The organism is Arthrobacter sp. 131MFCol6.1 (genome assembly GCF_000374925.1).
Classification (GTDB): Bacteria; Actinomycetota; Actinomycetes; order Actinomycetales; family Micrococcaceae; genus Arthrobacter.
In genome coordinates this window covers 407,502-420,243 of sequence record NZ_KB895541.1, presented here as the reverse complement: position 1 = coordinate 420,243, position 12,742 = coordinate 407,502, and the positions used below count along the sequence as shown (strand labels likewise).

Below are 12,742 nucleotides of genomic sequence, written 5' to 3'. Positions count from 1 at the left end.
AACCTCGTCCGGTCTACTTGAAGCATGACCGATTCAAATACTTCCCTGCTTGCCGGTTACGCGGAGCTTGATTCCGCCGCCGTCTCGGACGCCCTGGACGCCCTGGACCTTCCGTCGGGGCAGGCCGGTTTCCTGCCGGTCTGGGGCCATCCCAAAATTGTTGGCTTTGCCGTCACCGTCCAGCTCGAGCCGTACGTCCCCGGGCCCTTCGGCGCACATATCGGCTCCGCAGCCGTCGCTGCGGCCTCGGACGAGAACGTCATCGTGGTGAACAACGAAGGCCGCACCGACGTCTCCTGCTGGGGCGGACTCCTGAGTCTGGGCGCGGCACTCAACGGCGTCCGGGGCGTGGTGGCCGACGGCGCCTGCCGCGACGTTAGCGAAGCCCGCGAAATGGGCTTCCCGGTCTTCTCCAAGGGGCGGATCCCGGCTACCGCCCGGGGCCGGCTGCAGCAGCGCTCCACCGGCGAACCGGTCCGCCTTGGCGGCGTTACCGTCACCCCAGGGGATGTGGTGTTCGCTGACGAAACCGGCGTCGTGGTGGTGCCCCGCGCCTTCGCCGACGAAGTCCTGGAAAACGCTCAGGCCGTGGCAGAGCGGGAACGCGGCATCGCCGCGGACCTGCGTGCCGGCGTCGCCCTCCATGAAGCCATGCGCGATGCGCGCCTGGCCGGAGCCACTGAGGAACACTGATGAATACCGCAACCTCCGACATCGCGGCCCGCCTGAAGGCGATCCCCACGGCGTCCATCTCCGACGCCATGGATTCCCTCGGCATTCACGGCACGCTGCACGGACTGGCCCCGCTGACGTACAACTTCCGCATCGGCGGCCCCTCCTTCACCGTCCAGTACGAAGCCGCCGGTTCCGAACGCGGCAGCGTCGGCGACTTCCTCGACGACGTCCCGCCCGGCGCCATCGTGCTCATCGACAACCACGCCCGCACCGACGTCACCGTCTGGGGCGGCATCATGACCGAGATCGCCGCCGCCCGCGGCATCGGCGGGACCGTCATCAACGGCGTCTGCCGCGACCTGAACGCCGCCCTCCGGCAAAATTACCCATTGTTCAGCCGCGGCCGGTTCATGCGCACCGGCAAGGACCGTGTCCGGCTCGTCGCCGTCAACGCCCCGGTGACCATCAACGACGTCGAGATCTCCCCGCTGGACATCATCTGTGGCGACGCCGACGGCGCCCTGGCCGTTCCCGCGGCACGCGCAGAAGAGATCGCAGAGATCGCCGAACGCATCGAAGACGTCGAGGCCCGGATCATCGAGGCCGTTAAGGCCGGATCCACACTGGTCCAGGCCCGCGCCGACCTCGGCTACCACGACCTCCAGTGGAGGAAAGCATGAGCGCCGCAGCGGGAGGACACTCCGCAGCCACCCTGTACGAAGCCGCCAAGCTGCCTTGCGCCTGCGACCCGGGCCTGCGCGCTGCTTGGCCCGGTGCAAAAGTCGCCGGGCCGGCGTTCACCGTCCGCGGCATCGGAGGGGACAACCTCGCCCTCCACAACGCCGTCCTCGCCGCACCTGCCGGCAGCGTACTCGTGGTGGACCTTCAGGGCGCGCCCTTCGGCCACTGGGGCGAAGTGCTCGCCGTCGCTGCGCAGCACCGCGGCATCGCCGGGCTCATCGTCGACGGCGGTGTCCGCGACTCCGAAGAGATGGCCGCCATGGACTTCCCCGTCTTCGCCCGGCACGTCACCGTCGTCGGCACCGTCAAGGACTACCCCGGTGACCTGCGCTCCCCCGTCCGGGTTGGCGGCATCGTGGTCCACACCGGCGACATCATGGTCGGCGACGCCGACGGCGTCGTCGTGCTACCCCAGGACTCCGCCGCAGCCATCATCAGCCGCGCCGACCAGCGCGTCGCCGATGAGCAGCGGATCATTGCCGAGATCAGGGCTGGCAAAACCACCCTAGAGCTCTACAACCTGCGGGCCGAAGGCACCTTCACCTCCCGCTAAATCGTTTCTGGACCCCGGGGGACCTTCACACCGAACGCTCCCCCGGTCCATTGCAAGGAAGAACTTTTGACCATAATGAACACCCTGACGAGGCACTGGATGCCGTTGACGATCGACGGCACCCAAGTGCATCTTTCCTGCAGCAGCCGGCAGGGCACCGGGCTTCCCCTCGTGTTCCTGCACGGCTTCGGCTCCACAAAGGAGGATTACGCCGACGCCGCGCTGCACCCGGCCTTCGCCGGCAGACCGATCTTCGCCTACGACGCCCCTGGCTGCGGAGAGTCCGGATGCTCCGACCTGAACCGGATCTCCATCCCGTTCCTGGTCAAAACAGCCCTGGCAGCACTCGCCGAACAGGGCATTGAACGGTTCGACCTGGTGGGGCATTCCATGGGCGGACTGACGTCGCTGATGCTCGCACACCAGGAAGCGGGACGCGTGGCGAGTTTCACCGACATCGAGGGAAACGTCGCACCTGAGGACTGCTTCCTCAGCCGCCAGATCTTCCTTCACCCGCACGAGGACCCGGACCAGTTCATGGAGGACTTCATCGCCCGGAACTGGGCGGCGCCCTTCTATTCCAGCCCGCTGTACGCCAGCAGTGTCCGCTACAAAGTCCGCGCCGGTGCCGTCCGCGGAATCTTTGAATCCATGGTGGAACTCTCCGACCACGCAGACCTGATGGACAAATTCCTGGCCCTGCCCTTCCCCCGGATGTTCATGTACGGCGAACAGAACAACACCCTGAGTTACCTCCCCCGTCTGGCCTCAAACGGCGTCGAGCTGGCGGAAATCCCGCACAGCGGCCACTTCCCCATGTACTCCAACGCCCCGGAAATGTGGCGACGGATCGCCACCTTCCAGGCCCCCGCTGGGAGCATGTCCGTCAATCAGCCCTTGCGTCCGTCGCCCAAGACATAGTTGGACAACAGATGGCTTTCCAGCAGGAAGCCGACGGCGCCATTGGCGCGTGGTACCAAGGTAGCGACGCGGACTTGGTCGCCACCGTGGCCTCACGTGCCTGGCCGCGAACGCTTCCTTGCTACAGGCCAAGAGAATGCTGGAAACCCGGCCACCGTCAAGCCGGAGCGCGGTTTCCGGCTATTCGAGGCCGGACGCCGAGACGGTCGCGGGTGTGTGCTCGATGACGAGTGTGCTCCGCTGGTTTCCTGCTGCTACCAGGCGGGCGTTGCGTTCGTCATTGCCGGTTGCACGCCATTCGGCGATGGCGGCGTCGTTGTCGAACTTCAGGTGCCGGGCGGTGAGCCGGCGCAGGCGTTCGCCCTGGTCGAGTTCCACGAACCAGGTTTCATCCAGGAGAGATGCGACCTCGTTCCATGGGGCCTCGTCAAAGAGCAGGTAGTTGCCCTCGGTGATGACCAGGCGTATTTCCGGCGGGACGGCGATGGCCCCGGCGATCGCGTCGTTGACTTCGCGGCGGAAGACCGGCGCGAAGATCTCCCGCGAAGTCTCCGAGCGCAGCTGGCGGAGCAACGCGACGTAGCCGACACCGTCGAAAGTGTCCGGAGCGCCCTTGCGGTGCTCCAGCCCGCGGGACTCGAGCAGCGCCTGCGCCAGATGATATCCGTCCATGGGGACCAGGGCGACCTGCCGGGGATGGTTGGTGAGCAGATGCTCCAGCAGCCATTCAGAGATGGTGGATTTTCCGGCACCAGGGGCCCCGGCTATTCCAAGCAGGCACCGTCCGCGCCGCTCGAGCAACGCTTCAGCCCGGGCGAGGAGCTGCTGCCGGCCCGATTCGTCCCAGCGCAGGTGCAATGGAGTGTTCATCGCTTCTTCTTTCCTCCTCTGGCCTGGGACCCGCCTGACCACGGGCGCTCTGTGGCTGCAACGCTATAGGACTGCACCATCAATGGTCGGCGCCCTGGAAGTCACCGTCGGCGGCGAGTCGGCTTTCCAGGCCCATGATGATCGTGTCCAGCGTCAGGCGGAAGACGCGGACGTCACGGCCTGGAACGGTGAGCCCGTCTTCGCCGACAGTGGGGAGTTTGAGGCTCGACCACCGGCGGAGCGCGCCATTGAGTTCGGCGGTGACGACTCCGGTGATGACGACGCCCCCGAGAGCGGTGAACTGCGGGAGCTCCGAGCGCGGCACCCCTGCGGCGTCCAGGATCGCGGTGAGCGCAACCAAGAACGGGTCTTCGGGCTGGATGAAGTCCGCCTGGTGGCTGAACGAGTAGCCCATGAGCTTGGGGTGGCGGTGCGCCAGGGTCCGGAAATCCGTGGCGAGCAGGCGGATGCGCTCCTGCCAGGGAGCGTCCTCCCTCGCCACGGTGCGGAACTGGGTGCCGACCATTCTGGCCACACCGCGCAGCACGGCGTCCTTGTTCAGCACGTGGTGGTACAGCGACATCGGGTTCGCATCGAGCGCGGTCGCGAGTTTGCGCATAGTGAGCGCCTCGACCCCGTCCGCGTCAATGAGCCGCAGGGCGGCGGCATAGATCCCGGCCTCGGTCAGAGGCACCTCTCTCTTCCGGGTTCCCCGCGGGGAACTTTTCGCCTTTTCCATACCCGGACGGTACCAGATTCATACAGTGTATGAAAAATGGCCTCGCCCCGGGGTGGAATGACAATCGCCCGCATGGCTCCGGATTGCGGCCATCAATCCATACGTTGTATGGTTGAGCTTCCATACGCCGTATGTTTCCGTGGTGCATCCGCATCGCCGGCGCCGTTGCCCATACCGCCCTATACAGAGGAGCAACCTATGACCGTACATTCCACGAACGACCTCCCACTCAGCCAGCCTCCGCGCGTCCACAGCCCAGCCACCCCAACGCCTGGAACGAACCCCATCAAGGCGCTGCTGTGCGACTCCTGCGGCCAACTGCCCCACCCCTCGAAGACTCGCCTTACCCTGGCCAACGTCACAGCCATGCTGCCAATTGAGCTGCTGGTTCACGCCGCTGTAGTGAACGCGGCACTGCCTGATGTTCTGAAGGTACTGGTCCTGACCTTGACGGCCACGGTACTGGTGATCTGGGTCGCCGAGCCTTCTGTCCGGCGCGCATTGCGGGCCTGGCTGCACGCACCGGCCCTGCGCCACCGGCGCCGGCTGCATAACTCTGCAGCCCTGTGGCGGGTCCGCACCCTGATCGATGACAGCAACGAAGCCCAGGAGAAACTGGTGGACGCCATCTCCCGCGTCGACGCCGAGATCCTCGTGCGCCGGAATCACACCGTTGCGGGCGGGATGCTGGACGAGCTGGTCGTCTCCGCGCCCGATCATGTCACCCACGCGGAACTGCTCGCTGCGACCGCGGGCGGCGGAGGACGGGATGTCCGAGCATGGTCGGCGACAGCCCTGACCGTGGCGGACGGCCAGACCAAGGCCCTTGCCCTGGCCCTGCGGGTCGTGGAGGACCCGGGCGAACTCCAACTCGCGGTCGCCGAACTGCTCGACGCCGAACCCGTCAAGGCTCCCAGCGGCGACAGCCAACCGGCGTGTGATGGGACCGTCCTGAAAATACCATCCCCCCGGCATGGACCGCTCGGCTTCTCCCGTCCCCGGACGCCCTTCACCCCGGCCGAATCCGCCCGTGCCCACCGGCTAGCCGAGCTCGCCCAGCTCACTGCATTGACACGAAAACACCCGGTACGGCCCCGGCATTAGAAAACCGGGAGGCTGCGTCCTCGCGGCGGGAACCGCATCGAAGGAGCGCGAGATCTGCGGCACCGCCGTCGTCCCCCCGTTGATGGATCTTCCACATCGGCCCGCAACGCCTGCCAGCGAGTTCCATCGCGGCAACACTGCAGAACCGCACCATCAATGGTCGGCGCCGCGGCCCGTAGAGACGGCGGCGAGTTGGCCCTCCAGGCCCATGATGATTGTGTCCAGCGCCAGGTGGAAGACGCGGTTCTCGTCACGGCCTGGAGGGGTGAGCCCATCTTCGCCGACACTGGGGGGGTTAAGGCTCGACCACCGGTGGAGCGCGCCGGTGAGTTCGGCGGTGAGGACACCGTTCATGGCGAAGCCCACGAGAGCGGTGAATTGAGAGAGCTCCGAGTGCGGCACCCCTGCGGCGTCCAGGATCGCGGTGAGCTCACTCCAGAACGGGTCGTCGGGCTGGATGAAGTCCGACTGGAGGCTGAACGAGTAGCCCATGAACCTGGGGTGGCGGTGCGCCAGCGTCCGGAATTCCGTGGCGAGCAGGCGGATGCGCTCCTGCCAGGGAGCGTCCTCCAGCGTCACGGTGCGGAACTGGGCGCCGACCATTCTCGCAACACCGCGCAGCACGGCGTCCTTGTTCGGCACGTGGTAGTAGAGCGACATCGGGTTCGCATCGAGCGCGGTGGCAAGTTTACGCATCGTGAGCGCCTCAACCCCGTCCGCGTCGATGAGCCGCAGGGCGGCGGCGTAGATCCCGGCCTCGGTCAGAGGCACCTCTCTCTTCCTGGTCCCCCGCGGGGAACTCTTCGTCTTTTCCATACCCGGACACTATCAAATTCGTACAGCGTATGGAAATAACCTCGGCCATGCGGGGGGACGCAGGCGTCCAAATTCAGGGTTGCGACCATCGTTTCATACGTTGTATGGTTAAGCTTCCATACAGCGTATGTTTCTGCGGCGCATCTCCGCATCGCCGGCGCAATTGCCCATCCCCGCCCTGTTCAAAGGAGCAACCCATGACCACACAGTCCGAGAACGACCTGCGACCGATCCCGTCTCCGCGCGGGGTCCCGCTCTTAGGCCACACGCCGCAGATCCCCAGCACCAATCCGGTGGAGTACTTCGGCGAACTGACCAAGCAGTTCCCCGAGGGGCTCTACGGCATGAAGATCGCCGACATTGAGCAGATCTTCGTCTGGGATCCGGACCTGGTGGCCGAGGTCTGCGACGAGACGCGGTTCTTCAAGCAGATCGACAAGACGCCACTGGCCCATGTCCGGGACTTCACTGGCGCCGGCCTGTTCACGGCCCACCAGCACGAGGAGGAATGGGGCATGGCGCATCGAGTCCTTCTCCCGGCCTTCAGCCAGCGTGCCATGAAGGGCTACTACGGGCAGATGCTGGAGATCGCCCAGAACCTGGTGGGCAAGTGGGAGCGCAGAGAGGGCCAGTCGGTCAACATCACCGACGACTACACCCGGCTGACTCTGGACACCATAGCCCTGTCGGGGTTCGGTTACCGGTTCGACTCCTTCGCCAAGGAGGATCTGCACCCCTTCCTCAACGCGCTGCTGGAGGCGCTGGTTGAATCGCTGCGGCGCACGCAGGAACTGCCGATGATGACCAAATTGCGCAAAGCCGATAACGAGAAGTACCGCGCGAACATCCAGCTGATGCGGGACCTGGTCGAAAAGGTGATCAAGGAGCGCCGTGAGGGGAAGAGCACCGCTGAGGATGACCTGCTGGGCCTGATGCTGGAGGCCACTGACCCGGAGACCGGCAGGGGGCTGGACGACGACAACGTCCGTGACCAGGTGGTGACGTTCCTGATCGCCGGTCACGAGACCACCAGCGGTCTGCTGGCGTTCGCCACGTACTCTCTGATGCGCAACCCGCAAGTGCTGGCCCAGGCCTACGCCGAGGTGGACCGGCTGCTGCCGGGCGACACGGTCCCGGACTACGACACGATCATGCAGATGGACGTGATCCCGCGCATCCTCGAGGAGACCCTGCGCCTGTGGGCTCCCATCCCAATGATCGGCAAGTCCCCTCTGGAGGACACCGTCATCGGCGGCTGCTACGAGCTGAAGAAGGGAGCGCGGGTCAACATCCTCGAGGGCCCCCTGCACACCCACCCCAAAGCATGGGACCGGCCCGAGGAGTTCGACATCAACCGGTGGCTGCCGGAGAACCGGGGCAACCACCACCCGCACGCCTACAAGCCGTTCGGCAACGGCGTGCGTGCGTGCATCGGCCGGCAGTTCGCGCTCACCGAGGCCCGCCTGGCCCTCGCGCTGGTGCTGCAGAAGTTCAAGTTCGCCGACACCAACGACTACAGGATGGACGTCAAGGAGGCGCTGACGCGCAAGCCCGGCGGCTTCGAACTGAAGGTGCGGTCCCGTCAGGAGCACGAGCGGACCGTGTTCGGCGCAGTGGACCTGCAGACCGAAGACACGCGGGCGCAGGCCGCGGTCAGCGGTGTCGGGGTGAACCTGACCATCGCCTACGGCTCCAGCCTCGGCTCGTGCGAGGACCTGGCACGGACCATCGCCGACCGCAGTGAGCGCTCCGGCTTCGGCACCACTCTTGTCGGTCTGGACGAGCTGGTCGACAACCTGCCCACCGAGGGCCTGCTTGTGGTGGTGGCCTCCAGCTACAACGGCAAGGCCCCGGACAACGCTCAGCGTTTCGACGACCTGCTCGCCTCCGGCCTCCCGGAGGGTTCTCTGTCGAACGTGCGGTTCGCGCTGCTGGGGGCCGGCAACACCCAGTGGGTGGCCACCTATCAGGGCTTCCCCAAGCGGATCGAGGCAGGCCTGCTGGCCGCCGGCGCCACCCCCGTCATCGAGCGCGGCGCCGCGGATGCCGCCGGTGACTTCGACGGCATGGCCACCCGGTGGATGGAAACCCTGTGGGCCACCCTGGCCGAGGAGTACGCCGCCGACACCTCCGAGGCGAACAGCCCGCGCTTCCAGGTGCAGCTGCTCACCGAGGCGGACGTGCGCCCCGCGATCGTCTCCGAGCAGGCCTACCCCCTCACGGTGGTGGCCAACGAGGAACTCGTGGCCGACGCGACCGGCCTGTGGGACTTCAGCCTCGAGCCCCCGCGGCCGTCGGCGAAGTCCATCACGATCGGGCTGCCGGAGGGTGTCACCTACGAGACCGGCAACCACCTGGCCGTCTTCGCCAAGAACGAGCCGGCCCTGGTGAACCGCGCCCTCGCGCGGCTCGGCGTCGACCGCGATCAGGTCCTGCGCCTGGTGCAGCCCGACGGCGGCCGCACCCATCTCCCGGTGGGCACCCCTGTGACCGCAGGCCTGCTGCTCGCCGACTTCCTGGAGCTGCAGGACGTGGCCACCCGCTCTCAGATGCAGACGCTTGCCGAGCACACCCAGTGCCCATGGACCCGGCCGCAGCTGCAGGCCTACACGGCCGACACTGCCGAAGCCGAGGAGCGCTATAAGACTGAGATCCTGGGCAAGCGCGTCTCCGTGCTGGGCCTTCTGGAGCGCTTCCGGGCGGTCGAGCTGCCGCTGGCGGTCTTCCTGGACATGATGGGCCCGATCCGCCCGCGGTTCTACTCCATTTCCTCCGCCCCGCTGGCCAACCCCCGCCACGTACGCCTGACCGTGGGCCTGCTGGAAGGCCCGGCCCTCTCCGGTGACGGCCAGTACCGGGGTACGTGCTCCTCCTACATCGGTGGCCTGGAGCCCGGCGACGTCTTCTACGGCTACGTGCGCGTGCCCTCCCCGACCTTCGCCCCGCCGGCCGACCCTGCCACGCCGCTGATCCTCATCGGCCCCGGCACCGGCATCGCGCCACTGCGCGGCTTCCTTGAGGAACGCGCGTCGCAGCACGAGAACGGCACCGAAGTGGGTCTGTCGCAGGTCTTCGTCGGCTGCCGCCACCCGGAGCACGACTACTTCTACCGGCAGGAGATGCAGGACTGGGAGCAGGCCGGGATCGCCGAGGTGCACACCGCCTACTCCGCGGTGACGGGCCACCCGGCCCGGTTCGTGCAGAACGCCATCGCCAACGCCGCCGACACGGTGTGGCAGGCCATCGACGACGGCGCGCACATCTACGTCTGCGGTGACGGCCGACGCATGGCGCCCGCCGTACGCGATGCCCTCGCGGCGATCTACCGCGAACGGACCGGCAGCGACGACGAGGCCGCCCAGCAGTGGCTCGCCCAACTCGAGGCCGATGCCCGCTACCAGCAGGACGTCTTCGCCTGATACCCCCCGCCCACCGCAGGCCCGTCACCATCACCGAGGGCCCGACTTGCAACTACCGAGACCAGCACGTCAACAAAGGAGTCACCATGGCGACGGAAACCCAGGCCACGGCCGCCCCTCAAGGAGGCATCCTGACAGCCACCGGCAAAACCAACGCAACACCTCTACCGCCACCGCAACTTTCGCCCGCCCACCTTGAGCACCGGCGGGCTTGCGAGCTGACCCATGCGCCTTGGGCCGGCTGGTACTGCGACACCGCACCTGACTGAAAACAGCGGCGGTGCCTACACCCTCGCCTGATCCCCAGACGCCGGGAGGGTGCGGCAGACCCTTCACCGCACCCTCCCGGCCGCCACCCAATTGCGAAATACCACAACCACACGGCAGCCATCGGCCCAATTGGCCAGGAATTGCCGCTCAGAGAAAGCAGATCACCATGCCTACCATGCTCGCCGGACGCTTCCACCTGGACAGCAAGAAGTTCGCCGTGGAGGAGGTTCCCATCCCCGTTCCTGGCCCCGGTGAAATCCTGATCGAGGTGAAGGCAGCAGGTGTCTGCCTGTCGGACGTCCACCTACTCGACGGTTCGCTCGTCCCGATGTTCGCCACCTCCGACGCAGTCACCGTCGGCCACGAGGTCGCCGGTGTGATCCACACCCTCGGCCCTGACCTCAAGCGCGGCCTGACCGTCGGCACCCGCGTTACCCTTGAGGCGGGCAAGACCTGCGGCCAGTGCACCGGCTGCGTGCGCCACCGCCCCTGTACCCAGATGCTCACCGCCGGCATTGACTACGACGGCGGCTGGGCACAGTACACCGTCGCCCGCGAGGACACGCTCATCCCCATCCCCGACAACCTCCCCTTCGATCAGGCAGCGATCATCCCCGACGCGGTTTCCACCCCCTACGCCGCCGTCGTTGCCACCGCCGGGGTGCGCCCCGCGCAGTCCGTTGGCATCTGGGGCGTCGGCGGAGTCGGCGCCCACAACGTCCGCGTCGCCCGCATGGCCGGCGCCGCGCCGGTCATCGCCGTCGACCCGTTGCCCAGCGCCCGCGAGCGTGCCCTGGCCTTCGGTGCAGACTTCGCCCTGGACCCTGCCGCCGACGACTTCGTCGACCAGATCCGCACAGCCACAGGCGGACGTGGCCTGGACTTCGCCTTCGACTGCGCCGGCGTGCCCGCCGTCCGGGAGCAGGCCGCCTCCGTACTCGGCCTCAACGGCGCCCTCATCCTGGTCGGCATCAGCCCAAGGCCCCTCACCATCACCGAGGGCCTGACCTTCAACTACCTCGGCAAGCAGGTGCGCGGACACTACGGTGGCACCCCCGAGTCCGTCAGCGAGCTGGTTCGGCTGGCCGAGGTGGGTCGCCTGGACCTCGCCCCCTCGATCACCGACCACTTCCCGCTCGCCGAGGCCGCCGACGCGGTGAACCGGCTGGCGAACAAGATCGGCGACCCGATCCGCCTCATCCTGGTGCCCTGACAAGCGAACAGAAGTTCATCTAGACCACCTCGGCAGGAGCCAGTGGGCGCCGGCGCTTGAGGGAGCGCCGGCGCCAGTCTCGTGGACTGTCATTTCATCCCAGGTCTTCAGCCCCACGTAAGCGTCACCGAGGCAGCAACGAACCTTGTTCAGCGCACATATAGACCTTGTGAACCGCTCAACATTCGAGACAACAGAGGATGCCATGTATTGGAAACGCCGCGAGTCACCGACGGCTGCTCCGAAGGAAAAAGTCAGCCTATGGGGGCTGGTCCTTCTCGGATTTCTCGCCTCTCTGGCCTTGATCTCGGCGCTGTCCTACGTCTTCGCCGCCTACACCACGCAGAGCCTGACACCCCTGGGCCACCAGCAGACGCTGACGGCTGATCAACAGGCCGGCATTCTTCGCAACGCCGTGACAGCAGCGGCTGCGCTCGGTGTTGGTGTGACGCTCCTACTCACCTACCGGCGTCAACGAGCGACAGAGGAAAACCTCTCGATTACTAACAGCCTTTTGGAACTACAGCAACGGCAGCACGATACCCAGGTGGTCTCCGACCTTAGGGACCGTTACTCACTTGCAGCAGAACAGCTCGGGAGCAAAAAACTCCCCCTCGCCATTGCTGGCGTCCATTCAATCGAGTCCCTGACCGATGAATGGTGGGCGCAGCGCAACGAAGTTGAGCGGCAAAACTGTGTAAGTCTTTTGACTGAATTTTTAAGATTGGCGAAGAAGGACAGAGATAATCTTTCGGATGTAGGCTCTGTCATTACCGCGACCATCCTCGGCCGCCTAAAAGCAGGGCTCGCGGAGGGACGGTACTGGGGGCTGCACATCAACATGGCTTATCAGGCTCCGTCCAACATTCCCGACCTATACGTCAATGGCGCACAGCTGGACCTCCGGGGCGTCCGCGCCGAGGACCGTGGAGACTATGACATCGGGTTCATGACCAGATGGTACATGGCCGCCGGCAGCGTCGACCTGACCGATCTGCAGTTGGATATGGGCAATCTTCTGTTCCAGGATTCCGTGTTTCATGGCGGCACCATCAGATACAGTGTCGACGAAAACGGCAGCGGTCACGGTCGAATCGACTTCAGCCGATGCACTTTCAGCGGAACAACATTTGAAAATTTGGAACAAAGCCGCGACGCCGTGTCCCTGACCTTTAAAGATTGCCGATTTGAAGACGGCAGCTTTAGCTTCGCCACGTATCAGCGGCCCAAATCCCTGTCATTCATGAACTGCACGTTCGACAAGAACATATTTGCAGGCAGTAAGGAAATGAGCGGGTTTGACGTCACCGAACTCTTAATTCACAACTGCGAATTTGCGGACGGCCTTCAAAAACTCGAATCCCGGAGAGCACCCGAGGATCCAGAGCGCAATTAGCCCGGCCGTCGGTCGCGTTCCGTCG

11 protein-coding genes are annotated in these 12,742 nt (G+C 65.8%); 8 read left to right on the top strand and 3 right to left on the bottom strand.

Annotated elements, in window-relative coordinates; translation table 11 throughout:
- The first annotated feature begins 24 nt into the window (after nucleotides 1–24).
- The 4 genes from C566_RS0102030 to C566_RS0102015 all read left to right on the top strand — a co-directional run bounded on the left by C566_RS0102030 (nucleotide 25) and on the right by C566_RS0102015 (nucleotide 2,890).
- Nucleotides 25–693, top strand: coding sequence for an RraA family protein (locus C566_RS0102030; RefSeq protein ID WP_018772657.1), 669 nt, complete (start codon nucleotides 25–27; stop codon nucleotides 691–693).
- On the top strand, nucleotides 693–1,355 hold the full coding sequence (locus tag C566_RS0102025; RefSeq protein WP_018772656.1) for an RraA family protein: 663 nt from the start codon (nucleotides 693–695) through the stop codon (nucleotides 1,353–1,355). Before C566_RS0102030 ends, C566_RS0102025 begins: the two co-directional genes overlap by 1 nt.
- The gene (locus tag C566_RS0102020) at nucleotides 1,352–1,969 is read left to right on the top strand and encodes an RraA family protein (RefSeq protein ID WP_018772655.1); all 618 of its coding nucleotides are present in this window, start codon (nucleotides 1,352–1,354) and stop codon (nucleotides 1,967–1,969) included. The genes C566_RS0102025 and C566_RS0102020 overlap by 4 nt, the downstream gene beginning before the upstream one ends.
- A gap of 75 nt (nucleotides 1,970–2,044) precedes the next feature.
- The gene (locus tag C566_RS0102015) at nucleotides 2,045–2,890 is read left to right on the top strand and encodes an alpha/beta fold hydrolase (protein ID WP_018772654.1); all 846 of its coding nucleotides are present in this window, start codon (nucleotides 2,045–2,047) and stop codon (nucleotides 2,888–2,890) included.
- A gap of 180 nt (nucleotides 2,891–3,070) precedes the next feature.
- On the opposite strand, the gene C566_RS0102010 is transcribed toward C566_RS0102015, so the two are convergent.
- Entirely contained in the window at nucleotides 3,071–3,760 is a 690-nt protein-coding gene (locus C566_RS0102010; RefSeq protein ID WP_018772653.1) for a nucleoside/nucleotide kinase family protein, read from the bottom strand.
- Between the two features lie 79 nt (nucleotides 3,761–3,839).
- Nucleotides 3,840–4,454 carry a TetR/AcrR family transcriptional regulator gene (locus C566_RS0102005; protein ID WP_018772652.1) on the bottom strand — a complete coding sequence of 205 codons (615 nt, stop codon included), beginning with the start codon at nucleotides 4,452–4,454 and terminating at the stop codon, nucleotides 3,840–3,842.
- Between the two features lie 243 nt (nucleotides 4,455–4,697).
- Between C566_RS0102005 and C566_RS0102000 the strand changes: the two genes are divergently transcribed.
- Complete coding sequence (locus tag C566_RS0102000; RefSeq protein WP_231386228.1) at nucleotides 4,698–5,603, top strand: amino acid-binding protein; 906 nt, start codon at nucleotides 4,698–4,700, stop codon at nucleotides 5,601–5,603.
- A gap of 153 nt (nucleotides 5,604–5,756) precedes the next feature.
- Here C566_RS0102000 and C566_RS0101995 read toward each other — a convergent pair whose 3' ends face one another.
- Nucleotides 5,757–6,374 carry a TetR/AcrR family transcriptional regulator gene (locus C566_RS0101995; RefSeq protein WP_018772650.1) on the bottom strand — a complete coding sequence of 206 codons (618 nt, stop codon included), beginning with the start codon at nucleotides 6,372–6,374 and terminating at the stop codon, nucleotides 5,757–5,759.
- Nucleotides 6,375–6,616: 242 nt separating this feature from the next.
- Between C566_RS0101995 and C566_RS0101990 the strand changes: the two genes are divergently transcribed.
- From C566_RS0101990 to C566_RS0101980, 3 genes are all read left to right on the top strand, one after another.
- A complete protein-coding gene (locus C566_RS0101990) occupies nucleotides 6,617–9,838 on the top strand; it encodes a bifunctional cytochrome P450/NADPH--P450 reductase (protein ID WP_018772649.1) in 3,222 nt (1,073 codons plus the stop codon).
- 436 nt (nucleotides 9,839–10,274) lie between these two features.
- A complete protein-coding gene (locus tag C566_RS0101985) occupies nucleotides 10,275–11,321 on the top strand; it encodes a zinc-binding dehydrogenase (RefSeq protein ID WP_026266282.1) in 1,047 nt (348 codons plus the stop codon).
- A gap of 169 nt (nucleotides 11,322–11,490) precedes the next feature.
- Entirely contained in the window at nucleotides 11,491–12,717 is a 1,227-nt protein-coding gene (locus tag C566_RS0101980) for a right-handed parallel beta-helix repeat-containing protein (RefSeq protein ID WP_155846709.1), read from the top strand.
- The last annotated feature ends 25 nt before the right edge of the window (nucleotides 12,718–12,742 follow it).

Bases quoted from the DNA above. Each gene is read 5' to 3' on its own strand.
- C566_RS0102030 (WP_018772657.1), top strand. From the start codon at position 25: ATGACCGATTCAAATACTTCCCTGCTTGCCGGTTACGCGGAGCTTGAT.
- C566_RS0102025 (WP_018772656.1), top strand. From the start codon at position 693: ATGAATACCGCAACCTCCGACATCGCGGCCCGCCTGAAGGCGATCCCC.
- C566_RS0102020 (WP_018772655.1), top strand. From the start codon at position 1,352: ATGAGCGCCGCAGCGGGAGGACACTCCGCAGCCACCCTGTACGAAGCC.
- C566_RS0102015 (WP_018772654.1), top strand. From the start codon at position 2,045: ATGAACACCCTGACGAGGCACTGGATGCCGTTGACGATCGACGGCACC.
- C566_RS0102010 (WP_018772653.1), bottom strand. From the start codon at position 3,760: ATGAACACTCCATTGCACCTGCGCTGGGACGAATCGGGCCGGCAGCAG.
- C566_RS0102000 (WP_231386228.1), top strand. From the start codon at position 4,698: ATGACCGTACATTCCACGAACGACCTCCCACTCAGCCAGCCTCCGCGC.
- C566_RS0101990 (WP_018772649.1), top strand. From the start codon at position 6,617: ATGACCACACAGTCCGAGAACGACCTGCGACCGATCCCGTCTCCGCGC.
- C566_RS0101985 (WP_026266282.1), top strand. From the start codon at position 10,275: ATGCCTACCATGCTCGCCGGACGCTTCCACCTGGACAGCAAGAAGTTC.